Genomic DNA, 20,909 nt, shown 5'->3' with positions numbered 1-20,909 from the left:
GTCTTACCGGGCATTTTTATTTTTATACTTATGAAAAAACAACGTAATTTACGTAGCATGGCGGCCCAGGCCATTGAACAAGTCGTCGAGCAAGGGCAATCATTAAGCAACATTCTGCCACCGCTACAGCAAAAAGTTTCCGATAAAGACAAAGCACTTCTTCAAGAGTTGTGCTTTGGCGTACTGCGTACGCTCTCACAGCTAGACTGGCTGATTAATAAGTTAATGGCCCGTCCGATGACCGGCAAACAGCGGACCGTGCATTACCTGATTATGGTCGGACTGTACCAACTACTTTATACCCGTATTCCGCCACACGCCGCGCTTGCGGAAACAGTTGAAGGCGCAGTTGCGATTAAACGCCCGCAGCTTAAAGGGTTGATTAACGGCGTATTACGCCAGTTCCAGCGTCAGCAAGAAGAGTTATTAGCCGAGTTTAATGCCAGTGATGCACGTTATCTGCATCCTTCCTGGTTGCTGAAGCGTCTGCAAAAAGCATATCCAGAGCAGTGGCAATCCATCGTCGAAGCCAATAACCAGCGCCCGCCGATGTGGCTACGCATTAATCGTACGCATCATTCCCGCGATAGCTGGATTGGACTTCTGGAAGAAGCAGGCATGAAAGGCTTCCCACATGCGGATTACCCGGATGCTGTACGCCTGGAAACACCCGCGCCGGTTCATGCGCTACCAGGTTTTGAAGAAGGATGGGTTACCGTTCAGGATGCATCAGCACAAGGTTGCATGACCTGGCTTGCTCCACAAAACGGTGAACACATTCTGGATCTTTGTGCCGCCCCCGGCGGTAAAACAACGCATATCCTTGAGGTGGCACCAGAAGCGCAGGTTGTTGCGGTTGATATTGACGAACAGCGCCTCTCTCGCGTTTACGACAATTTAAAACGCCTTGGTATGAAGGCGACCGTGAAACAAGGTGATGGCCGTTACCCTTCCCAATGGTGTGGCGAGCAACAGTTTGATCGCATTTTATTAGATGCGCCTTGTTCAGCAACCGGTGTGATTCGTCGCCATCCGGATATTAAATGGTTACGTCGCGATCGCGATATCCCGGAACTCACGCAATTGCAGTCTGAAATTCTCGACGCCATTTGGCCGCATTTAAAATCCGGTGGAACCCTGGTCTATGCCACCTGTTCGGTGTTACCGGAAGAGAATAGCCTGCAGATTAAAGCCTTTTTGCAACGTACAGCTGATGCCGAACTTTGCGAAACAGGAACACCAGAGCAACCGGGTAAACAAAATCTGCCTGGTGCCGAAGAGGGCGACGGCTTCTTTTACGCTAAGCTAATCAAAAAGTGATGAGATAACGGGTCGCGACTGATGAAAATTATCATTCTGGGTGCCGGTCAGGTTGGTGGCACACTGGCGGAAAACCTAGTTGGCGAGAACAACGATATTACTGTTGTCGATACCAACGGTGAGCGTCTGCGGACCTTACAGGATAAATTTGACCTGCGAGTCGTGCAGGGGCATGGCTCTCATCCACGCGTATTGCGGGAGGCAGGTGCCGACGACGCCGATATGCTGGTTGCTGTAACCAGTTCAGATGAAACCAATATGGTTGCCTGCCAGGTAGCCTACTCACTTTTCAACACCCCTAATCGCATCGCTCGTATCCGCTCACCAGACTACGTGCGCGATGCCGATAAGCTATTTCATTCAGATGCTGTACCGATTGATCATCTGATCGCACCAGAGCAGTTGGTTATCGATAATATTTACCGACTGATTGAGTATCCCGGCGCATTGCAGGTGGTGAACTTCGCTGAGGGTAAAGTCAGCCTCGCTGTGGTTAAAGCCTATTATGGCGGCCCACTGATTGGTAATGCACTTTCGACCATGCGCGAACATATGCCACATATCGATACTCGTGTGGCAGCAATTTTCCGCCACGATCGCCCCATTCGTCCGCAAGGTTCGACCATTGTTGAAGCGGGTGATGAAGTGTTCTTTATTGCCGCTTCACAGCATATCCGCGCGGTGATGAGTGAATTACAGCGACTGGAAAAACCGTATAAGCGGATCATGCTGGTTGGTGGCGGTAATATCGGTGCAGGGCTGGCGCGTCGTCTGGAAAAAGATTACAGCGTTAAACTCATCGAACGTAATCAGCAGCGCGCTGCCGAACTGGCGGAAAAGTTGCAGAATACGATCGTCTTTTTTGGTGATGCGTCGGATCAAGAACTGCTGGCCGAAGAACATATCGATCAAGTTGATCTGTTTATTGCCGTCACCAACGATGACGAGGCCAATATCATGTCCGCCATGCTTGCCAAACGTATGGGTGCGAAAAAGGTGATGGTATTGATCCAGCGTCGCGCTTATGTGGATCTGGTTCAAGGAAGCGTGATCGATATTGCGATTTCACCGCAACAAGCAACTATTTCCGCGTTGCTTAGTCATGTACGAAAAGCTGATATTGTTGGTGTTTCCTCACTCCGTCGAGGTGTGGCTGAAGCTATTGAAGCTGTTGCTCACGGTGATGAGAGCACTTCTCGTGTTGTTGGTCGGGTTATTGATGAAATTAAACTGCCGCCTGGGACAATTATCGGTGCGGTGGTACGTGGAAACGACGTGATGATTGCTAATGATAATTTACGCATTGAGCAAGGCGATCACGTAATTATGTTCCTCACAGATAAAAAGTTTATTACCGACGTCGAAAGACTCTTCCAGCCAAGCCCTTTCTTTTTGTAATTAATAAGGCGTCTAATGACGCCTTATTATTTCCCTTTGATTATCAAGGATTAATTAAATTCATTCCAGGCAGGAAAATGGCTTAACATTTGTTAGACTTATAAATGTCAGTTTCATAGGGAGAATAACATGAGCATTATTAAAGAATTTCGCGAATTTGCGATGCGCGGGAACGTGGTGGATTTGGCAGTGGGTGTCATTATCGGCGCGGCATTCGGTAAGATCGTCTCTTCACTGGTTGCTGATATCATCATGCCGCCACTGGGTTTATTAATTGGCGGGATCGACTTTAAACAATTTGCTGTCACATTACGCGATGCGCAGGGGGATGTACCCGCTGTTGTTATGCATTACGGCGTCTTCATTCAAAACGTATTTGATTTTCTGATTGTTGCCTTTGCCATCTTTATGGCGATTAAGCTAATCAACAAACTGAATCGGAAAAAAGAAGAACCGGCGGCGGCTCCAGCACCAACTAAAGAAGAAGTATTACTGACAGAAATTCGTGATTTGCTGAAAGAGCAGAATAACCGCTCTTAACAAGCGCCAGAAAGCAGAAGGCCAGTGGTAAAAAAGCGATTCACTTTCTTGCCACTGGCCTCCCAGTTCCCCTGATTGCCATGTTTTCCTTTTCGCATATAGCTGCCTTTCCCTTTTTTATTTTTCTCTACGCGTTGTCTGAACAGGGGGTCATGCAGTAATGCTTCTATCGCATTATCCTTTATCTGCCCTTTAGTATGCTGATATCGGCTCATAAAAACTCCAGTTGGTTGTTTAACGGCGCGAGTGTAATCCCGCCAGTGCAATAAATCAACAGCCACTCTTAACGCCACTCGCTCCTTGCTCAAGAGCTTCAAGAATCGAGCAATAAACGCTGCTATGAGCCGTCCCACAACAGGCATCATTAAGCCGTTGCAGAGAACGTTGCATACTCTGCAACTCGGCTATCCGCGCTTCCACTTCCTGTAATCTTTCCTGCACAATGCCTTTTGATTCCTGACAGGTATGGTGTTCAGGATCGATACGGATCGACAGTAATTCTCGGATCGACTCAAGGCTGAAACCGAGCTGTCTGGCGTGACGAATAAACTTCAAACGTCGGAGATCGCTTTCGGTATAAAGACGAAAACCACCTTCGGTACGTACTTCATGATCCATCATTTGTTGCTTTTCGTAATAACGAATCGTGTCAGGCGTTGCTTCCGCAAGTTTTGCCAGCTCACCAATGCGATACATATTTACTCCATTAGTTATCATTGATTTTATTCAACAATTTTTCAGCATACACGCCACGTAAAAAATCGGTGCTCAATCCTGCTTGTCGCAGCTTTAACTCCAGTAATAACAACCGACGACTAATCTCATGATATTGCGGATCGTCCTGGCGAATGCCTTTGAGGATATCCATAAGTTGAATTGCCTCCTTTCGCTGTTCAAGTTCTGGAGGTAAGTAACCGGCATTCTTCAACAAGCGATACCCCGCACGTAATTCCGGTGGCACGTGGGAATCATCATCAAGTATCAATGGTTCGCCGCTACCTGGCAGGTTATCAAACTCACCTTTCGCTTGCGCTTCTGATATATGGCGCTCTGCCCACTGGTCAAGTAACCACATAAATACTCCAGGGGATGAACAAAAAGAGTACAGCTATTGTAGATAAGTGGGGATACTACAGGCATAAAAAAACCCGCCGGGGCGGGTTTTTTTACGTTGCTTCAGATTACTCTGCAGCAGCTTCTGCTTTCTCTGAACGATCAACCAGCTCGATGTAAGCCATCGGCGCGTTGTCGCCTGCACGGAAACCACACTTCAGAATACGAGTGTAACCACCGGCACGGCTCGCGAAACGCGGGCCCAGTTCGTTAAACAGTTTTGCCACGATCTCGTTATCACGAGTACGGGCGAATGCCAGACGACGATTAGCAACGCTATCAGTCTTGGCAAGAGTAATCAGCGGCTCAACTACGCGGCGCAGCTCTTTCGCTTTAGGCAGAGTCGTCTTGATGATTTCATGACGAACCAGTGAACCTGCCATATTGCGGAACATAGCCTGGCGATGGCTGCTGTTGCGGTTCAGTTGACGACCACTCTTACGATGGCGCATGACCTTATCCTTCTCAGTAAAACCTTAACCTGTGATCCGGTTACTCGTCAGCGATGCTTGCCGGTGGCCAGTTTTCCAGGCGCATACCCAGAGACAGTCCACGGGAAGCCAGCACGTCTTTAATCTCAGTAAGAGATTTTTTACCAAGGTTAGGCGTTTTAAGGAGCTCAACCTCGGTACGCTGTACCAGATCACCGATATAGTGGATAGCTTCTGCTTTAAGGCAGTTAGCAGAGCGGACAGTCAATTCCAGATCGTCAACAGGGCGCAGCAGGATCGGATCGAACTCTGGTTTCTCTTCTTTCACTTCCGGCTGACGTACATCACGTAAGTCAACGAAAGCTTCCAGTTGTTCAGCCAGAATGGTTGCCGCACGACGAATCGCCTCTTCAGGATCGATTGTGCCGTTGGTTTCCATTTCGATGACCAGCTTGTCCAGGTCGGTACGCTGTTCTACACGCGCTGCTTCAACATTGTAGGCAATACGCTCTACAGGGCTGTAGCATGCGTCGACCAGCAGACGGCCGATTGGGCGCTCATCTTCTTCCGAATGAATTCGGGTAGAAGCCGGCACATAACCACGACCGCGCTGAACTTTGATACGCATGCTAATAGACGCGTTCTCATCGGTCAGGTGGCAGATCACGTGCTGCGGCTTGACGATTTCGACATCACCGTCGTGGGTGATATCGGCTGCAGTCACAGGGCCAATGCCAGATTTATTCAAGGTAAGAATAACTTCATCTTTGCCCTGAACTCTCACCGCCAGCCCTTTCAGGTTGAGCAGGATTTCCAGGATATCTTCCTGAACGCCTTCTTTGGTGCTGTACTCATGTAGTACACCATCAATCTCAACCTCGGTCACCGCGCAACCCGGCATCGATGAGAGCAGAATACGGCGCAGTGCGTTACCCAGAGTATGGCCAAAGCCACGCTCTAAAGGCTCAAGGGTCACCTTGGCGTGCGTCGAACTCACTTGCTCGATATCAACCAGGCGCGGTTTTAGAAACTCTGTCACAGAACCCTGCATTGTGTCCTCTCTTTGGTACTAAGCTTTACTTGGAGTAAAGCTCGACGATCAGGTGTTCGTTAATGTCCGCAGACAGATCAGAACGCTCCGGCTTACGCTTAAACGTACCTTCCATCTTGCCAGCATCAACTTCCAGCCAGGTTGGCTTTTCACGCTGCTCAGCCAGCTCCAGAGCGGCTTTCACGCGAGACTGCTTCTTCGCTTTCTCACGAATGCTTACAACGTCATTCGGACTAACCTGATAAGAAGCGATGTTAACAACACGACCGTTTACCATAATTGCTTTATGGCTAACCAGCTGACGTGCTTCTGCACGAGTGGCACCGAAGCCCATACGGTATACAACGTTGTCCAGACGACCTTCCAGCAGAGCTAACAGGTTTTCACCGGTGTTGCCTTTCAGACGTGCTGCTTCTTTATAGTAGTTACGGAACTGACGCTCCAGCACACCATAGATACGGCGAACTTTTTGCTTTTCACGCAACTGCACACCATAGTCAGACAGACGCGGTTTACGCGCACCGTGCTGGCCAGGAGCTTGTTCAATTTTACACTTGGTATCGATCGCGCGAACGCCAGACTTAAGGAATAAGTCGGTGCCCTCACGACGGCTCAGCTTGAGCTTAGGACCCAAATATCTTGCCATTTTCTTTCTCCAACAAACCTGGAAAACGAAGCGTTATACGCGACGTTTTTTCGGCGGACGACAACCGTTATGAGGGATCGGAGTCACATCAGTAATGTTAGTGATGCGGAAACCTGCGGCGTTCAGAGCACGAATAGTAGATTCGCGGCCTGGACCCGGACCTTTAACCATAACTTCCAGATTCTTGATGCCGTATTCTTTCACGACGTCAGCGCAACGCTCTGCTGCAACCTGAGCTGCAAACGGAGTGGATTTGCGAGAACCACGGAAACCGGAACCACCGGCAGTTGCCCAACCCAACGCGTTACCCTGACGATCAGTGATAGTCACGATGGTGTTGTTGAAAGAAGCATGGATATGAGCCACGCCGTCAGAGACTTGTTTTCTTACACGTTTACGTGCACGAATTGGTGCCTTTGCCATTATTCAATCACCCCGATTATTTCTTGATCGGTTTGCGCGGACCCTTACGGGTACGTGCGTTGGTCTTGGTACGCTGACCGCGAACCGGGAGACCACGACGATGACGCAAACCGCGATAGCAACCAAGATCCATCAGGCGCTTGATGCTCATGCTGATTTCACGGCGCAGATCACCTTCAACGACAAATTTGGCAACTTCGTCACGCAGCGTGTCGATTTGTCCTTCAGACAGCTCACTGATCTTAACATCTTCAGCGATACCCGCTGCAGCCAGGATGGCTTTGGAACGGGTCTTGCCGACGCCATAAATCGAAGTTAATGCGATTACGGCATGCTTATGATCAGGAATGTTAATGCCTGCTATACGGGCCACTATGCACTCCTACTATTTAATATGTACGTTCCATGCTGAAAAGCCCGTTTTCAGGATACTCAAATGGAAACGCACAGACATACAAAAGATTGGCTGGCTAATCTAGCCAGCTCAACCCAACTTTGCAAGAAAAATATGCGAATAAATCAGCCTTGGCGCTGTTTATGCTTCGGCTCGGCACTGCAAATCACACGGATGACACCATCACGCTTAACGATTTTGCAGTTACGGCATAATTTCTTGACGGAAGCACGAACTTTCATTTTTACTCTCCGTAACTTCTCGGGCGACCAATTATCGGCCGTAGCCTTTCAGGTTCGCCTTCTTCAATGCAGACTCATACTGACTGGACATCATCAGAGTTTGCACTTGAGCCATAAAGTCCATAATCACGACAACAACGATAAGCAGTGAGGTCCCACCGAAGTAGAACGGTACTTTCATTGCATCACGCATGAACTCCGGGATCAGGCAGATAAAGGTAATGTACAACGCACCAACCAGGGTCAGACGGGTCATTACTTTATCGATATACTTCGCCGTTTGCTCTCCCGGACGAATTCCTGGTACAAATGCACCGGACTTCTTCAGGTTATCTGCTGTTTCACGCGGGTTGAAAACCAACGCCGTGTAGAAGAAACAGAAGAAGATGATTGCAGACGCATAGAGTAACACATAAAGCGGTTGCCCAGGCTGCAAATACAGCGAAATTGTTGTCAGCCAGTTCCAACCAGTACCGCCCCCGAACCATGACGCGATGGTTGCCGGGAACAGAATAATACTGGAAGCGAAGATTGCCGGGATTACCCCCGCCATATTCACTTTCAGCGGTAAATGTGTGCTCTGTGCAGCATAGACACGACGACCTTGCTGACGTTTCGCGTAGTTTACCACAATGCGGCGTTGACCACGCTCAACAAATACAACAAAGAACGTCACTGCAAATACTAATACTGCAACCAACAGCAACACGAGGAAGTGCAGGTCGCCTTGACGCGCTTGCTCGATAGTATGGGCAATGGCTGGCGGGAGTCCCGCGACAATACCGGCGAAGATAATGATTGAAATACCGTTGCCGATACCTCGTTCAGTGATCTGTTCGCCCAACCACATCAGGAACATGGTTCCCGTGACCAGACTTACAACAGCGGTGAAGTAGAATGCAAAGCCCGGGTTAATAACCAGGCCTTGCATACCAGGCATATTCGGCAGACCGGTAGCAATACCGATCGACTGGAATATTGCCAGCACCAGAGTACCGTAACGGGTGTACTGGCTGATCTTACGACGACCAGACTCCCCTTCTTTCTTAATTTCTGCCAGCGTTGGGTGAACCACCGTCAGCAGCTGGATAATGATCGACGCCGAAATATACGGCATGATCCCCAGAGCAAAGATAGAAGCACGGCTGAGAGCACCACCAGAGAACATGTTAAACATCTCAATGATGGTGCCTCGCTGTTGCTCAAGCAGTTTGGCAAGTACAGCGGCATCAATACCAGGGATCGGAATAAAAGAGCCAATACGGAACACAATCAGCGCACCGATAACAAACAGCAGTCTGCGTTTCAGCTCGCCTAAGCCACCTTTGGCACTTTGAAAATCTAATCCCGGTTGTTTAGCCATCTGCTACTTATTCCTCGATTTTACCGCCAGCAGCTTCGATAGCAGCACGAGCGCCTTTAGTAACACGCAGGCCACGAACAGTTACCGGAGTAGTTACTTCGCCAGCCAGGATCACTTTCGCGAACTCGATCTGGATACCGATAATGTTAGCCGCTTTCAGCGTATTCAGGTCTACAACACCGCCTTCTACTTTAGCCAGGTCAGACAGACGAACTTCGGCTGTAATCGCTGCTTTACGAGAAGTGAAGCCGAATTTCGGCAGACGACGGTACAGAGGCATCTGACCACCTTCGAAACCGCGACGTACGCCACCGCCAGAACGAGATTTCTGACCTTTGTGACCACGACCACCGGTTTTACCGAGGCCAGAACCGATACCACGACCCAGGCGTTTACCCGCCTTTTTGGAGCCTTCGGCCGGAGACAGAGTATTTAAACGCATCTCTTACTCCTCAACTTTAACCATGAAGGAAACCGCGTTGATCATACCGCGAATAGCAGGAGTATCCTCGCGCTCTACGGTGTGACCAATACGACGCAGACCCAGGCCAAGCAGCGTTGCCTTGTGTTTCGGCAGACGACCGATTGCACTGCGGGTTTGAGTAATTTTAATAGTCTTTGCCATGGTTTATTTCCCCAGAATTTCTTCAACGGATTTACCACGCTTGGCAGCGACCATTTCTGGAGAACTCATATTTTCCAGGCCATCAATAGTTGCACGAACCACGTTGATCGGGTTGGTGGAACCATATGCTTTAGCCAGAACGTTATGAACCCCAGCGACTTCCAGAACGGCGCGCATTGCACCACCGGCGATGATACCGGTACCTTCGGAAGCCGGCTGCATGAATACGCGAGAACCCGTGTGAACACCTTTAACAGGGTGTTGCAGAGTGCCGTTATTCAGCGCGACGTTAATCATATTGCGACGGGCTTTTTCCATCGCTTTCTGGATCGCTGCTGGAACTTCACGCGCTTTACCGTAACCAAAACCAACGCGACCGTTACCATCACCAACTACAGTCAGAGCTGTGAAGGAGAAAATACGACCACCTTTAACGGTTTTAGATACGCGGTTTACCGCGATCAGCTTTTCCTGCAGTTCGCCAGCTTGTTTTTCGATGTGAGCCATCTTACACCTCTACCTTAGAACTGAAGGCCAGCTTCACGGGCAGCATCTGCCAGTGCCTGGACACGACCATGATATTGGAACCCGGAACGGTCAAAGGATACATCTTTGATGCCTTTTTCCAGAGCGCGTTCAGCGACAGCTTTACCCACAGCTGCAGCCGCGTCTTTGTTACCGGTGTACTTCAGTTGTTCAGCGATAGCTTTTTCTACAGTAGAAGCAGCTACCAGAACTTCAGAACCGTTCGGTGCAATTACCTGTGCGTAAATGTGACGCGGGGTACGATGTACCACCAGGCGAGTTGCGCCCAGCTCCTGGAGCTTGCGGCGTGCGCGGGTCGCACGACGGATACGAGCAGATTTCTTATCCATAGTGTTACCTTACTTCTTCTTAGCCTCTTTGGTACGCACGACTTCGTCGGCGTAACGAACACCCTTGCCTTTGTAAGGCTCAGGACGACGGTAGGCGCGCAGATCCGCTGCAACCTGACCGATCACCTGCTTATCAGCGCCTTTCAGCACGATTTCAGTCTGAGTCGGACATTCAGCAGTGATACCCGCAGGCAGCTGATGGTCAACAGGATGAGAGAAACCCAGAGACAGGTTAATCACATTGCCTTTAACCGCTGCACGGTAACCTACACCAACCAGCTGCAGCTTCTTAGTGAAGCCTTCGGTAACACCGATAACCATTGAGTTCAGCAGGGCACGCGCGGTACCAGCCTGAGCCCAACCGTCTGCGTAACCATCTCGCGGACCGAAGGTCAGGGTATTATCTGCATGTTTAACTTCAACAGCATCGTTGAGAGTACGAGTCAGCTCGCCGTTTTTACCTTTGATCGTAATAACCTGACCGTTGATTTTTACATCAACGCCGGCAGGAACAACGACCGGTGCTTTAGCAACACGAGACATTTTTTCCTCCGATTAGGCTACGTAGCAGATAATTTCGCCACCAAGACCAGCCTGGCGCGCTGCACGATCAGTCATAACACCTTTAGAGGTAGAAACAACTGCGATACCCAGCCCCGCCATAACTTTCGGCAGCTCATCTTTACGTTTATAGATGCGCAGACCTGGGCGGCTGACACGCTGAATGCTTTCTACAACAGCTTTGCCCTGGAAATACTTAAGAGTCAGTTCCAGTTCAGGCTTGGTGTCGCCTTCAACTTTAAAATCTTCAATAAAACCTTCTTCCTTCAGCACGTTGGCGATTGCCACTTTCAGCTTGGAGGAAGGCATGGTGACCGCAGCTTTGTTCGCGGCCTGACCGTTACGGATACGGGTCAGCATATCCGCGATCGGATCTTGCATGCTCATCTGTCTTTACTCCCGTGATTCAATTGGTGACAATTACCAGCTAGCCTTTTTCAGACCCGGGATTTCACCGCGCATAGCGGCTTCACGGACCTTAATACGGCTCAACCCGAACTTCCGCAGGAAACCATGCGGACGACCTGTTTGACGGCAGCGGTTACGCTGACGAGACGGGCTGGAATCACGCGGCAGAGTCTGCAGCTTGAGAACAGCATTCCAACGATCTTCGTCGGAAGCGTTCACATCAGAGATGATCGCTTTCAGTTCAGCGCGTTTCGCGAAGTATTTATCAGCTAAAGCTACGCGTTTTACTTCGCGTGCTTTCATTGATTGCTTAGCCATTTAGTAACCCTACCTTACTTGCGGAACGGGAAGTCAAAGGCAGCCAGCAGAGCACGGCCTTCTTCGTCAGATTTCGCAGTAGTGGTAATGGTAATATCCAAACCACGAACGCGGTCGACTTTATCGTAGTCGATTTCTGGGAAGATGATCTGCTCACGGACACCCATGCTGTAGTTACCACGACCGTCGAAAGACTTAGCGGACAGGCCACGGAAGTCACGGATACGAGGTACAGCAATAGTGATCAGGCGCTCAAAGAACTCCCACATGCGTTCGCCACGCAGAGTTACTTTACAGCCGATCGGATAGCCCTGACGGATTTTGAAGCCTGCAACAGATTTGCGTGCTTTGGTGATCAGCGGTTTTTGACCGGAGATTGCTGCCAGGTCTGCTGCTGCGTTATCCAGCAGTTTTTTGTCAGCGATCGCTTCACCAACACCCATGTTCAGGGTGATCTTCTCGACCCGAGGGACTTGCATGACAGAATTGTAGTTAAACTCAGTCATGAGTTTTTTAACTACTTCGTCTTTGTAGTAATCATGCAGTTTCGCCATCGTACTACTCCAAATTACTTGATAGTTTCGCTGTTAGACTTGAAGAAACGGACTTTTTTACCGTCTTCGAATCTAAAGCCTACACGGTCAGCCTTGCCGGTTGCCGCATTGAAGATTGCTACGTTGGAAACCTGAATAGCGGCTTCTTTTTCAACGATGCCACCCGGTTGGTTCAGAGCCGGAACCGGCTTCTGGTGTTTCTTAACCAGGTTGATACCTTCAACAATGACCTTGCCGGAAGACAGGACATTCTTAACTTTACCGCGTTTACCTTTATCTTTACCGGTTAACACGATAACTTCGTCATCACGACGGATTTTCGCTGCCATGATTCGCTCCTTAGAGTACTTCTGGTGCCAGAGAGATAATTTTCATGAACTTCTCACTACGAAGCTCACGAGTTACCGGCCCAAAAATACGCGTACCGATAGGCTGCTCGCTGTTGTTGTTCAGAAGAACACAAGCATTACCATCGAAGCGAATGACAGAACCGTCCGGGCGACGAACACCCTTCTTGGTGCGCACCACTACCGCCTTCAGCACATCACCTTTTTTGACCTTACCACGCGGAATTGCTTCTTTGATGGTGATCTTGATGATGTCGCCTACGCCTGCGTAGCGACGGTGCGAGCCACCCAGAACCTTGATACACATTACGCGACGTGCACCGGAGTTGTCGGCGACGTTCAGCATAGTCTGTTCTTGGATCATTTTAGTGCTCCGCTAATGTCAACTACTACTGAGACCCGAAAATCAGGTCGTTAAAAATCCCCATATCGAGGGCGCGGCATTATAACACCGCTTCAAAGATATGGGTAGAAAAAATAAACGGCTCATTTCTGAGCCGTTTATTCGTATCGAGAGAGTGTACTGTATTACAGAACCGCTTTCTCTACAACGCGAACCAGCGTCCAGGATTTAGTCTTGGACAGCGGACGGCATTCGCGGATTTCAACCACGTCACCGATACCGCATTCGTTGTTCTCGTCATGTACGTGCAGTTTGGTCGTACGCTTGATGAATTTACCGTAGATCGGGTGTTTCACAAAACGTTCGATAGCAACAACAATGGATTTCTCCATTTTGTCGCTAACAACGCGACCTTGCAGAGTACGGATTTTATCGGTCATTACGCACCCGCCTTCTCGTTCAGTAAAGTCTTAACGCGTGCGACATCGCGACGCACTTGCTTCAACAGGTGAGACTGTTGCAGCTGGCCACTTGCAGCCTGCATACGCAGGTTGAACTGCTCACGCAGCAGGTTCAGCAGCTCGGTGTTCAGCTCTTCAACGCTCTTCTCACGCAGCTCTTTTGCTTTCATTACATCACCGTCTTAGTTACAAAGGTGGTTTTAATCGGCAGTTTCGCTGCTGCCAGCTTGAATGCTTCACGGGCCAGCTCTTCCGGAACACCGTCCATTTCATACAGGACTTTACCCGGCTGAATCAAGGCAACCCAATACTCCACGTTACCTTTACCTTTACCCATACGCACTGCCAGCGGCTTTTCAGTGATCGGTTTGTCCGGGAACACACGGATCCAGATCTTACCTTGACGCTTAACTGCACGGGTCATAGCACGACGTGCTGCTTCGATCTGACGGGCAGTCAGACGACCACGGCCAACAGCTTTCAGACCGAAGCTGCCGAAGCTAACATCCGTACCCTGCGCCAGACCGCGGTTACGGCCTTTGTGCATTTTACGGAATTTTGTACGCTTTGGTTGTAACATCAGCGACGCTCCTTATTTACGGCCTTTACGCTGCTGCTTTTTAGGCTGAGCAGCCGGTTTTTCCGGTTGTTCAACAGCAGCCATACCACCCAGGATCTCGCCTTTGAAGATCCACACTTTAACGCCGATTACACCGTAAGTGGTGTGCGCTTCAGAGGTGTTGTAGTCGATGTCAGCACGCAGAGTGTGCAGCGGTACGCGACCTTCGCGGTACCATTCGGTACGTGCGATTTCCGCGCCGCCCAGACGGCCGCTAACTTCAACTTTAATACCTTTAGCGCCCAGACGCATTGCGTTCTGTACAGCACGCTTCATAGCACGACGGAACATTACGCGACGTTCCAGCTGAGAAGTGATGCTGTCAGCAACCAGTTTTGCGTCCAGTTCAGGCTTACGAACTTCGGCGATGTTGATCTGTGCAGGAACGCCAGCGATGTCCGCTACGACCTTACGCAGTTTTTCTACGTCTTCACCTTTCTTACCGATAACGATACCCGGGCGAGCAGTGTGAATGGTTACACGGATGCTCTTAGCCGGACGCTCGATAACGATACGAGATACGGACGCTTTAGCCAGTTCCTTAGTCAGGTACTGACGTACTTTAAAATCGCTGTCCAGGTTGTCAGCGAATTCTTTGGTGTTCGCAAACCAGGTAGAGTTCCATGGTTTTACAATACCCAGGCGAATACCATTAGGATGTACTTTCTGACCCATTGCTAGTCTCCAGAGTCTCAGCGATCGGACACAACCACAGTGATGTGGCTGGTGCGCTTCAGGATGCGATCTGCACGACCTTTTGCACGCGGCATAATGCGCTTCATGCTCGGGCCTTCGTCTACGAAAATTTTCGTAACTTTCAGATCGTCAATGTCAGCGCCATCGTTGTGTTCAGCGTTAGCAATGGCAGATTCCAGAACTTTCTTAACCAGTACAGCCGCTTTCTTATTGGTGTAGGTCAGAATATCCAGAGCCTGCGACACTTTCTTACCGCGAATCAGGTCAGCAACAAGGCGAACCTTCTGAGCAGAAGAACGAGCATGGCGATGTTTAGCGATAGTTTCCATCTCTTCCTCCTACCTTATTTCTTTTTCGCTTTTTTATCAGCAGCATGGCCGCGATAAGTACGAGTCGGTGCGAATTCACCCAGTTTGTGACCAACCATTTCGTCGGTTACAAATACCGGAACGTGCTGACGACCATTATGGACAGCGATGGTCAAACCGATCATGTTAGGAAAGATCGTTGAACGACGGGACCAAGTGCGCAGGGGCTTCTTGTCTCCGCTTTCCACCGCTTTCTCTACCTTCTTCAGCAAGTGCAGGTCAATAAAAGGACCTTTCTTGAGAGAACGTGGCATGGCTTATCCTCTAAAATTATTTGCTACGGCGACGTACGATAAATTTATCAGTACGCTTGTTGCTGCGGGTCTTCTTACCTTTGGTCTGAACGCCCCACGGGGTTACCGGGTGCTTACCAAAGTTACGACCTTCACCACCACCATGTGGGTGGTCTACCGGGTTCATCGCAGTACCGCGAACGGTAGGACGAACACCACGCCAGCGTGCAGCACCTGCTTTACCCAGAACGCGCAGCATATGCTCAGCATTGCCAACTTCGCCCAGAGTTGCACGGCAGTCTGCTTCTACTTTACGCATTTCACCAGAACGCAGACGCAGGGTGACATAAGCACCATCGCGAGCAACGATCTGAACGTAAGTACCAGCGGAACGTGCCAGCTGACCGCCTTTACCTGGTTTCATTTCTACGTTGTGAACAGTAGAACCAACCGGGATGTTGCGCATCGGCAGGGTGTTACCTGGTTTGATTGCAGCATCAACGCCAGACTGAATCTGGTCGCCAGCTTTCAGGCCTTTAGGGGCCAGGATGTAACGGCGTTCACCGTCTTTGTACAGAACCAGCGCGATGTTCGCGGAGCGGTTCGGATCGTACTCAAGACGTTCAACAACTGCCGGGATACCGTCTTTGTTGCGTTTGAAGTCAACAATACGGTAAGCCTGCTTGTGGCCACCACCGATATGACGAGTGGTGATACGGCCATTGTTGTTACGACCACCGGATTTGCTGTTTTTTTCCAGCAACGGAGCAAAAGGTTTGCCCTTGTGCAGCTCAGGGTTAACCACTTTAACAACGTGGCGACGACCCGGAGATGTCGGTTTACATTTAACAACTGCCATTGTATTACTCCTCCGACTTACTCAGCGCCGCCAACGAAGTCCAGATTCTGGCCTTCTTTCAGGGTGACGTAAGCTTTTTTCCAGTCGCTACGACGACCGATACGCTGTCCGTGACGTTTAACTTTCCCTTTAACTACCAGGGTGTTAACGACTTCGACTTCGACTTCAAACAGTTTCTGCACAGCAGCTTTGATTTCTGCTTTGGTCGCGTCTTTAGCAACTTTGAGTACGATGGTGTTGGATTTTTCCATCGCAGTAGACGCTTTTTCAGAAACGTGCGGTGCACGCAGCACCTTCAGCAGACGTTCTTCACGAATCATGCCAGCATCTCCTCAACTTGCTTAACAGCATCAGCAGTCATTACGACTTTGTCGAAGGCGATCAGGCTAACCGGGTCGATACCAGTTGCATCGCGTACGTCAACCTTGTGCAGGTTGCGCGCAGCCAGGAACAGGTTTTCGTCCAGCTCACCGGTGATGATCAGCACATCTTCCAGAGCCATGTCTTTCAGTTTCTGTGCCAGCAGCTTGGTTTTCGGCGCTTCTACAGAGAACTTCTCGACAACGATCAGACGATCCTGACGTACCAGTTCGGACAGGATGCTTTTCAGCGCGCCGCGGTACATCTTCTTGTTAACTTTTTGACTGTGGTCCTGCGGACGAGCAGCGAAGGTCACGCCACCAGAACGCCAAATCGGGCTCTTGATAGAACCAGAACGCGCACGGCCGGTGCCTTTCTGGCGCCACGGTTTTTTACCGGAACCAGTTACTTCAGCACGAGTCTTCTGAGCACGAGTACCCTGACGAGCACCAGCTGCATAAGCAACAACAACCTGGTGAACCAGCGCTTCGTTGAAATCACGACCGAAGGTAGTTTCGGAAACAGTCAGCGCGCTCTGCGCGTCTTTCAATACTAATTCCATTGCTATCTCCTTACGCCTTCACAGCTGGTTTAACGATCAGGTCGCTACCGGTTGCACCCGGAACAGCACCTTTAACCAGCAGCAGGTTGCGCTCAGCGTCAACGCGTACTACGTCAAGGCTCTGAACGGTTACACGTTCGTTACCCATCTGACCTGCCATTTTCTTGCCTTTGAACACTTTGCCCGGAGTCTGGTTCTGACCGATAGAACCCGGAACGCGGTGAGACAAGGAGTTACCGTGAGTAGCGTCCTGGGTACGGAAGTTCCAGCGCTTAACGGTACCTGCGAAACCTTTACCTTTAGAGGTGCCAGTTACGTCAACTTTTTTAACGTCAGCAAACAGTTCGACGCTAATGCTCTGACCTACAGTGAACTCTTCGCCTTCAGCCAGGCGGAATTCCCACAGACCACGGCCAGCTTCTACGCCAGCTTTAGCGAAGTGGCCAGCTTCAGGCTTGGTCACACGGTTAGCTTTTTTAGCACCGGTGGTTACCTGAATAGCACGGTAGCCATCGTTAGCCAGGTCTTTAACCTGAGTAACGCGGTTTGCTTCAACTTCGATTACGGTTACTGGGATAGAAACGCCGTCTTCTGTGAAGATACGGGTCATACCCACTTTTTTACCGACTAAACCAATCATTGTTTCAACCTCTCAATCGCTCAATGACCTGATTAACCCAGGCTGATCTGCACGTCTACACCGGCAGCCAGATCCAGACGCATCAGAGCATCAACGGTTTTCTCGGTTGGCTCAACGATGTCAACCAGACGCAAGTGAGTACGGATTTCGTACTGATCGCGCGCGTCTTTGTTGACGTGCGGGGAGATCAGAACGGTAAAACGCTCTTTGCGTGTCGGCAGCGGGATCGGACCACGGACCTGCGCACCAGTGCGCTTGGCAGTCTCGACGATTTCCGCGGTTGCTTGATCGATCAGACGATGATCAAACGCTTTCAGGCGGATACGGATTCTTTGGTTCTGCATGAGACCAGAGCTCCAATTATTTTATAAACGAAAATGATTACTCCTCAGACCCATTACGATTGATGGGAGAGTGTAACCGTTCTTACGTAGCTCCCCGATTGGGAGCATTGTTAGGTAGCCAAATTCGGCTAACTGAGGTTCAGATCGAACCTGCTGTCAACTACGACAAGCCCGCGCATTATACGTAAATCTGAGCCTGACGCAAGCATCGCGTAGAAATTAATCGCAACGCGCAGATTGCGAGCTGCATTCCACGAAATTTGTAAGGTTGTGAAGATAACGTTTTTCACCGGAACCAGATTAACAAAGCAGCGATTTCTCTGTTGCTGAGTATCCAAAGTTATTCGATGGTGATACTCCAACTACAGAGGATATTTTATGGACGCTACCCTTCCCTTTCTGATTTTGTACGCTTGTTTATCAGCTCTACTTTTTTTCTGGGATGCAAAGCATGGCTTGTTACCTGACAGATTTACCTGCCCGTTACTCTGGTCTGGTCTTTTGTTCTATCAAGTTTGTCAGCCTGCCGGGTTAGCCGATGCATTATGGGGGGCGATTATCGGTTACGGCGCATTCGCTGTTATTTATTGGGGCTATCGCATACTGCGACATAAAGAAGGATTAGGCTATGGCGATGTGAAATTTCTCGCCGCCCTTGGTGCCTGGCATACATGGGCCTTCTTACCACGGCTGGTTTTCCTTGCTGCCTCATTCGCTTGCGGAGCCGTAGTTATTGGTCTGCTCATGAGAGGAAAAGAATCATTAAAAAACCCGCTGCCTTTTGGACCATTTCTGGCGGCTGCGGGTTTCGTTGTTGGCTGGGATAGTTTGCTGACTGGCAGTTAATCTTTAACTTTAATTTGTGATTGCAGGTAATTCTGCAGGCCGATTTTACCGATGAGATCCAGTTCAGTTTCGAGCCAGTCGATATGACCTTCTTCATCTGCAAGGATCTCGATCATCATATCGCGGCTAACATAGTCATGAACGCTGTCGGCATAAGCGATAGCCTCACGGAGATCCTTCGCACCTTCCAGCTCTAATCGCAGGTCGGATTGCAGCATCTCTTCAACATCTTCACCAATCCCCAGCTTGCCTAAATCCTGTAAGTTTGGGATTCCTTCTAAGAACAAAATACGCTCGATATATTTATCTGCGTGTTTCATCTCATCGATAGATTCATGGTATTCGACGTCATTGAGACGCATCAGGCCCCAGTTTTTAAACATTCGGGCATGGAGAAAATACTGATTGATTGCGACAAGCTCATTTCCCAATAGTTTATTGAGATAATTTATGATTTTAACATCACCTTTCATTTTATAGTCCCTCCGCTTCCACTATTAGAGCGTAGATGGGGCTAGCGGGATGTCAAAAAATAAGCGTGAGCTTCAGGCAATCTCTTTAAATTCTGGCATCTGCATCAACTCGTCCTGCATCACTTCGCGTGCGGCGCGAATGCACTTACCACATTGATTTCCCACAGGAATAAACTTGCGTAATTGTTGGAAAGACTGAGGATGAAACTGACGGACTGCCTGGCGAATTTTTTTGTCACTTACACCATTACACAAACAAACGTACATGATTACTCCCGTTCAAATTCTGCGCAAAGTGTAAATGAGAATAGTTATGATTACAATAGCACAGTTTTATTTGCGCCACAGTTCGGCGAGCGAAATTACGACTAAATATTTCGAGCTCAAATTACGGGTAGCAAAAAGGGCGCCGAAGCGCCCTCTTCAATTCAAAACTAATTAACGAGTAATTAGCTCAGAACTTTAGCTACAACGCCCGCGCCAACGGTACGGCCGCCTTCACGGATTGCGAAACGCAGACCGTCGTCCATCGCGATCGGGTGGATCAGGGTAACAACCATTTTGATGTTGTCGCCCGGCATTACCATCTCTACGCCTTCCGGCAGTTCGATGGTACCAGTCACGTCAGTAGTACGGAAGTAGAACTGCGGACGGTAGCCTTTGAAGAACGGAGTATGACGGCCGCCTTCATCTTTGGACAGAATGTACACTTCAGATTCGAACTTGGTGTGCGGCTTGATAGTGCCCGGCTTAGCCAGTACCTGACCACGTTCGATTTCTTCACGTTTGATACCACGCAGCAGAACACCTACGTTCTCACCAGCACGGCCTTCGTCCAGCAGTTTGCGGAACATTTCAACGCCAGTACAGGTAGACTTCTGAGTCTCTTTGATACCAACGATTTCAACTTCTTCACCAACTTTGATGATACCGCGTTCTACACGACCGGTAACAACGGTACCACGACCGGAGATGGAGAATACGTCTTCGATCGGCAGCAGGAACGGCTTGTCAATCGCACGCTCTGGTTCCGGAATGTAAGAATCCAGGAAGCCAGCCAGTTCCAGGATTTTCGCTTCCCACTCTGCGTCGCCTTCCAGCGCTTTCAGAGCAGAACCACGAACGATCGGAGTGTCGTCGCCCGGGAAGTCGTACTGAGACAGAAGTTCACGAACTTCCATTTCAACCAGTTCCAGCAGCTCTTCGTCATCAACCATGTCGCATTTGTTCAGGAACACGATGATGTACGGAACGCCTACCTGACGACCCAGCAGGATGTGCTCACGAGTCTGCGGCATCGGGCCGTCAGTCGCAGCAACAACCAGGATCGCGCCGTCCATCTGCGCAGCACCGGTGATCATGTTTTTAACATAGTCGGCGTGCCCCGGGCAGTCTACGTGCGCGTAGTGACGGGTCGGGGTGTCGTATTCAACGTGAGAAGTGTTGATGGTGATACCACGAGCTTTTTCTTCCGGCGCGTTATCGATCTGGTCGAA

The 20,909-nt window shown here is 49.7% G+C and carries 38 protein-coding genes; 4 read left to right on the top strand and 34 right to left on the bottom strand.

Going from position 1 to position 20,909, the window contains the following annotated elements; all coding sequences use genetic code 11:
• Positions 1 to 30: 30 nt before the first annotated feature.
• From rsmB to mscL, 3 genes are all read left to right on the top strand, one after another.
• On the top strand, positions 31 to 1,320 hold the full coding sequence (rsmB, locus tag A7589_RS18810) for a 16S rRNA (cytosine(967)-C(5))-methyltransferase RsmB (RefSeq protein WP_000744770.1): 1,290 nt from the start codon (positions 31 to 33) through the stop codon (positions 1,318 to 1,320).
• A gap of 21 nt (positions 1,321 to 1,341) precedes the next feature.
• On the top strand, positions 1,342 to 2,718 hold the full coding sequence (gene trkA, locus A7589_RS18805) for a Trk system potassium transporter TrkA (RefSeq protein ID WP_000691382.1): 1,377 nt from the start codon (positions 1,342 to 1,344) through the stop codon (positions 2,716 to 2,718).
• A 129-nt stretch (positions 2,719 to 2,847) separates the two neighbouring features.
• On the top strand, positions 2,848 to 3,258 hold the full coding sequence (gene mscL / locus A7589_RS18800; protein WP_000022446.1) for a large-conductance mechanosensitive channel protein MscL: 411 nt from the start codon (positions 2,848 to 2,850) through the stop codon (positions 3,256 to 3,258).
• Here mscL and arfA read toward each other — a convergent pair.
• The 31 genes from arfA to rpsJ all read right to left on the bottom strand — a co-directional run bounded on the left by arfA (position 3,255) and on the right by rpsJ (position 18,094).
• A complete protein-coding gene (gene arfA, locus A7589_RS18795; RefSeq protein WP_000092690.1) occupies positions 3,255 to 3,473 on the bottom strand; it encodes an alternative ribosome-rescue factor ArfA in 219 nt (72 codons plus the stop codon). The two genes, mscL and arfA, sit on opposite strands and share 4 nt — an antisense overlap.
• Before the next feature lie 55 nt (positions 3,474 to 3,528).
• A complete protein-coding gene (gene zntR / locus A7589_RS18790) occupies positions 3,529 to 3,954 on the bottom strand; it encodes a Zn(2+)-responsive transcriptional regulator (protein WP_000285592.1) in 426 nt (141 codons plus the stop codon).
• Between the two features lie 10 nt (positions 3,955 to 3,964).
• Complete coding sequence (locus tag A7589_RS18785) at positions 3,965 to 4,333, bottom strand: DnaJ family domain-containing protein (protein WP_000266524.1); 369 nt, start codon at positions 4,331 to 4,333, stop codon at positions 3,965 to 3,967.
• A gap of 106 nt (positions 4,334 to 4,439) precedes the next feature.
• Positions 4,440 to 4,823 carry a 50S ribosomal protein L17 gene (gene rplQ, locus A7589_RS18780; RefSeq protein WP_001216368.1) on the bottom strand — a complete coding sequence of 128 codons (384 nt, stop codon included), beginning with the start codon at positions 4,821 to 4,823 and terminating at the stop codon, positions 4,440 to 4,442.
• A 40-nt stretch (positions 4,824 to 4,863) separates the two neighbouring features.
• Complete coding sequence (locus tag A7589_RS18775) at positions 4,864 to 5,853, bottom strand: DNA-directed RNA polymerase subunit alpha (protein ID WP_001162094.1); 990 nt, start codon at positions 5,851 to 5,853, stop codon at positions 4,864 to 4,866.
• A 25-nt stretch (positions 5,854 to 5,878) separates the two neighbouring features.
• Positions 5,879 to 6,499 (bottom strand): 30S ribosomal protein S4, encoded by a 621-nt coding sequence (gene rpsD / locus A7589_RS18770; RefSeq protein ID WP_000135224.1) that lies wholly within the window; start codon positions 6,497 to 6,499, stop codon positions 5,879 to 5,881.
• A 33-nt stretch (positions 6,500 to 6,532) separates the two neighbouring features.
• Positions 6,533 to 6,922: a 30S ribosomal protein S11 gene (gene rpsK, locus A7589_RS18765; protein ID WP_001029685.1), complete on the bottom strand. Its 390-nt coding sequence runs from the start codon at positions 6,920 to 6,922 to the stop codon at positions 6,533 to 6,535.
• A 16-nt stretch (positions 6,923 to 6,938) separates the two neighbouring features.
• A complete protein-coding gene (gene rpsM, locus A7589_RS18760) occupies positions 6,939 to 7,295 on the bottom strand; it encodes a 30S ribosomal protein S13 (protein WP_000090775.1) in 357 nt (118 codons plus the stop codon).
• Between the two features lie 146 nt (positions 7,296 to 7,441).
• A complete protein-coding gene (gene rpmJ / locus A7589_RS18755) occupies positions 7,442 to 7,558 on the bottom strand; it encodes a 50S ribosomal protein L36 (RefSeq protein WP_000868187.1) in 117 nt (38 codons plus the stop codon).
• Positions 7,559 to 7,589: 31 nt separating this feature from the next.
• The gene (gene secY, locus A7589_RS18750) at positions 7,590 to 8,921 is read right to left on the bottom strand and encodes a preprotein translocase subunit SecY (protein WP_001118861.1); all 1,332 of its coding nucleotides are present in this window, start codon (positions 8,919 to 8,921) and stop codon (positions 7,590 to 7,592) included.
• Positions 8,922 to 8,928: 7 nt separating this feature from the next.
• Positions 8,929 to 9,363: a 50S ribosomal protein L15 gene (rplO, locus tag A7589_RS18745; RefSeq protein WP_001238917.1), complete on the bottom strand. Its 435-nt coding sequence runs from the start codon at positions 9,361 to 9,363 to the stop codon at positions 8,929 to 8,931.
• A gap of 3 nt (positions 9,364 to 9,366) precedes the next feature.
• Positions 9,367 to 9,546, bottom strand: a complete 180-nt coding sequence (gene rpmD / locus A7589_RS18740) for a 50S ribosomal protein L30 (protein WP_001140433.1) — start codon at positions 9,544 to 9,546, stop codon at positions 9,367 to 9,369.
• A gap of 3 nt (positions 9,547 to 9,549) precedes the next feature.
• Complete coding sequence (gene rpsE, locus A7589_RS18735; RefSeq protein ID WP_000940122.1) at positions 9,550 to 10,053, bottom strand: 30S ribosomal protein S5; 504 nt, start codon at positions 10,051 to 10,053, stop codon at positions 9,550 to 9,552.
• A 14-nt stretch (positions 10,054 to 10,067) separates the two neighbouring features.
• Positions 10,068 to 10,421: a 50S ribosomal protein L18 gene (gene rplR / locus A7589_RS18730; RefSeq protein WP_000358960.1), complete on the bottom strand. Its 354-nt coding sequence runs from the start codon at positions 10,419 to 10,421 to the stop codon at positions 10,068 to 10,070.
• Between the two features lie 9 nt (positions 10,422 to 10,430).
• Positions 10,431 to 10,964, bottom strand: coding sequence for a 50S ribosomal protein L6 (rplF, locus tag A7589_RS18725; protein WP_000091945.1), 534 nt, complete (start codon positions 10,962 to 10,964; stop codon positions 10,431 to 10,433).
• A 12-nt stretch (positions 10,965 to 10,976) separates the two neighbouring features.
• On the bottom strand, positions 10,977 to 11,369 hold the full coding sequence (gene rpsH, locus A7589_RS18720; RefSeq protein ID WP_000062611.1) for a 30S ribosomal protein S8: 393 nt from the start codon (positions 11,367 to 11,369) through the stop codon (positions 10,977 to 10,979).
• A gap of 33 nt (positions 11,370 to 11,402) precedes the next feature.
• On the bottom strand, positions 11,403 to 11,708 hold the full coding sequence (rpsN, locus tag A7589_RS18715; RefSeq protein ID WP_001118930.1) for a 30S ribosomal protein S14: 306 nt from the start codon (positions 11,706 to 11,708) through the stop codon (positions 11,403 to 11,405).
• A 14-nt stretch (positions 11,709 to 11,722) separates the two neighbouring features.
• Positions 11,723 to 12,262 (bottom strand): 50S ribosomal protein L5, encoded by a 540-nt coding sequence (gene rplE, locus A7589_RS18710; RefSeq protein WP_001096200.1) that lies wholly within the window; start codon positions 12,260 to 12,262, stop codon positions 11,723 to 11,725.
• Positions 12,263 to 12,276: 14 nt separating this feature from the next.
• Positions 12,277 to 12,591, bottom strand: coding sequence for a 50S ribosomal protein L24 (gene rplX, locus A7589_RS18705; protein WP_000729185.1), 315 nt, complete (start codon positions 12,589 to 12,591; stop codon positions 12,277 to 12,279).
• Positions 12,592 to 12,601: 10 nt separating this feature from the next.
• Positions 12,602 to 12,973 (bottom strand): 50S ribosomal protein L14, encoded by a 372-nt coding sequence (rplN, locus tag A7589_RS18700; RefSeq protein WP_000613955.1) that lies wholly within the window; start codon positions 12,971 to 12,973, stop codon positions 12,602 to 12,604.
• Positions 12,974 to 13,137: 164 nt separating this feature from the next.
• Complete coding sequence (rpsQ, locus tag A7589_RS18695; RefSeq protein ID WP_000130100.1) at positions 13,138 to 13,392, bottom strand: 30S ribosomal protein S17; 255 nt, start codon at positions 13,390 to 13,392, stop codon at positions 13,138 to 13,140.
• A complete protein-coding gene (rpmC, locus tag A7589_RS18690; protein ID WP_000644741.1) occupies positions 13,392 to 13,583 on the bottom strand; it encodes a 50S ribosomal protein L29 in 192 nt (63 codons plus the stop codon). The genes rpsQ and rpmC overlap by 1 nt, the downstream gene beginning before the upstream one ends.
• Complete coding sequence (gene rplP / locus A7589_RS18685; protein WP_000941212.1) at positions 13,583 to 13,993, bottom strand: 50S ribosomal protein L16; 411 nt, start codon at positions 13,991 to 13,993, stop codon at positions 13,583 to 13,585. The genes rpmC and rplP overlap by 1 nt, the downstream gene beginning before the upstream one ends.
• Positions 13,994 to 14,005: 12 nt before the next feature.
• Positions 14,006 to 14,707, bottom strand: a complete 702-nt coding sequence (gene rpsC, locus A7589_RS18680; RefSeq protein ID WP_000529945.1) for a 30S ribosomal protein S3 — start codon at positions 14,705 to 14,707, stop codon at positions 14,006 to 14,008.
• Between the two features lie 17 nt (positions 14,708 to 14,724).
• Entirely contained in the window at positions 14,725 to 15,057 is a 333-nt protein-coding gene (gene rplV / locus A7589_RS18675) for a 50S ribosomal protein L22 (RefSeq protein WP_000447529.1), read from the bottom strand.
• A 14-nt stretch (positions 15,058 to 15,071) separates the two neighbouring features.
• Entirely contained in the window at positions 15,072 to 15,350 is a 279-nt protein-coding gene (gene rpsS / locus A7589_RS18670; protein WP_001138117.1) for a 30S ribosomal protein S19, read from the bottom strand.
• A 16-nt stretch (positions 15,351 to 15,366) separates the two neighbouring features.
• The gene (gene rplB, locus A7589_RS18665; RefSeq protein ID WP_000301864.1) at positions 15,367 to 16,188 is read right to left on the bottom strand and encodes a 50S ribosomal protein L2; all 822 of its coding nucleotides are present in this window, start codon (positions 16,186 to 16,188) and stop codon (positions 15,367 to 15,369) included.
• A 17-nt stretch (positions 16,189 to 16,205) separates the two neighbouring features.
• Entirely contained in the window at positions 16,206 to 16,508 is a 303-nt protein-coding gene (rplW, locus tag A7589_RS18660; protein WP_000617544.1) for a 50S ribosomal protein L23, read from the bottom strand.
• Positions 16,505 to 17,110 (bottom strand): 50S ribosomal protein L4, encoded by a 606-nt coding sequence (gene rplD, locus A7589_RS18655; protein ID WP_000424395.1) that lies wholly within the window; start codon positions 17,108 to 17,110, stop codon positions 16,505 to 16,507. The genes rplW and rplD overlap by 4 nt, the downstream gene beginning before the upstream one ends.
• 10 nt (positions 17,111 to 17,120) lie before the next feature.
• Positions 17,121 to 17,750 carry a 50S ribosomal protein L3 gene (gene rplC, locus A7589_RS18650; RefSeq protein ID WP_000579833.1) on the bottom strand — a complete coding sequence of 210 codons (630 nt, stop codon included), beginning with the start codon at positions 17,748 to 17,750 and terminating at the stop codon, positions 17,121 to 17,123.
• A 32-nt stretch (positions 17,751 to 17,782) separates the two neighbouring features.
• Positions 17,783 to 18,094 carry a 30S ribosomal protein S10 gene (gene rpsJ, locus A7589_RS18645; protein ID WP_001181004.1) on the bottom strand — a complete coding sequence of 104 codons (312 nt, stop codon included), beginning with the start codon at positions 18,092 to 18,094 and terminating at the stop codon, positions 17,783 to 17,785.
• A gap of 378 nt (positions 18,095 to 18,472) precedes the next feature.
• Between rpsJ and A7589_RS18635 the strand changes: the two genes are divergently transcribed.
• On the top strand, positions 18,473 to 18,940 hold the full coding sequence (locus tag A7589_RS18635; protein WP_000340161.1) for a prepilin peptidase: 468 nt from the start codon (positions 18,473 to 18,475) through the stop codon (positions 18,938 to 18,940).
• Here the strand turns inward: A7589_RS18635 and bfr are convergent.
• The 3 genes from bfr to tuf all read right to left on the bottom strand — a co-directional run.
• Positions 18,937 to 19,413 (bottom strand): bacterioferritin, encoded by a 477-nt coding sequence (bfr, locus tag A7589_RS18630; protein WP_000675515.1) that lies wholly within the window; start codon positions 19,411 to 19,413, stop codon positions 18,937 to 18,939. The two genes, A7589_RS18635 and bfr, sit on opposite strands and share 4 nt — an antisense overlap.
• Before the next feature lie 72 nt (positions 19,414 to 19,485).
• Positions 19,486 to 19,680: a bacterioferritin-associated ferredoxin gene (bfd, locus tag A7589_RS18625; protein ID WP_000289090.1), complete on the bottom strand. Its 195-nt coding sequence runs from the start codon at positions 19,678 to 19,680 to the stop codon at positions 19,486 to 19,488.
• 182 nt (positions 19,681 to 19,862) lie between these two features.
• The coding region (gene tuf / locus A7589_RS18615) for an elongation factor Tu (RefSeq protein ID WP_001388747.1) at positions 19,863 to 20,909 on the bottom strand (1,047 nt) is incomplete at its 5' end.

This window comes from Escherichia sp. MOD1-EC6475 (assembly GCF_003046645.1).
Taxonomy (GTDB): Bacteria; Pseudomonadota; Gammaproteobacteria; order Enterobacterales; family Enterobacteriaceae; genus Escherichia; species Escherichia ruysiae.
This window is presented reverse-complemented; position numbering and strand designations above follow the sequence as displayed.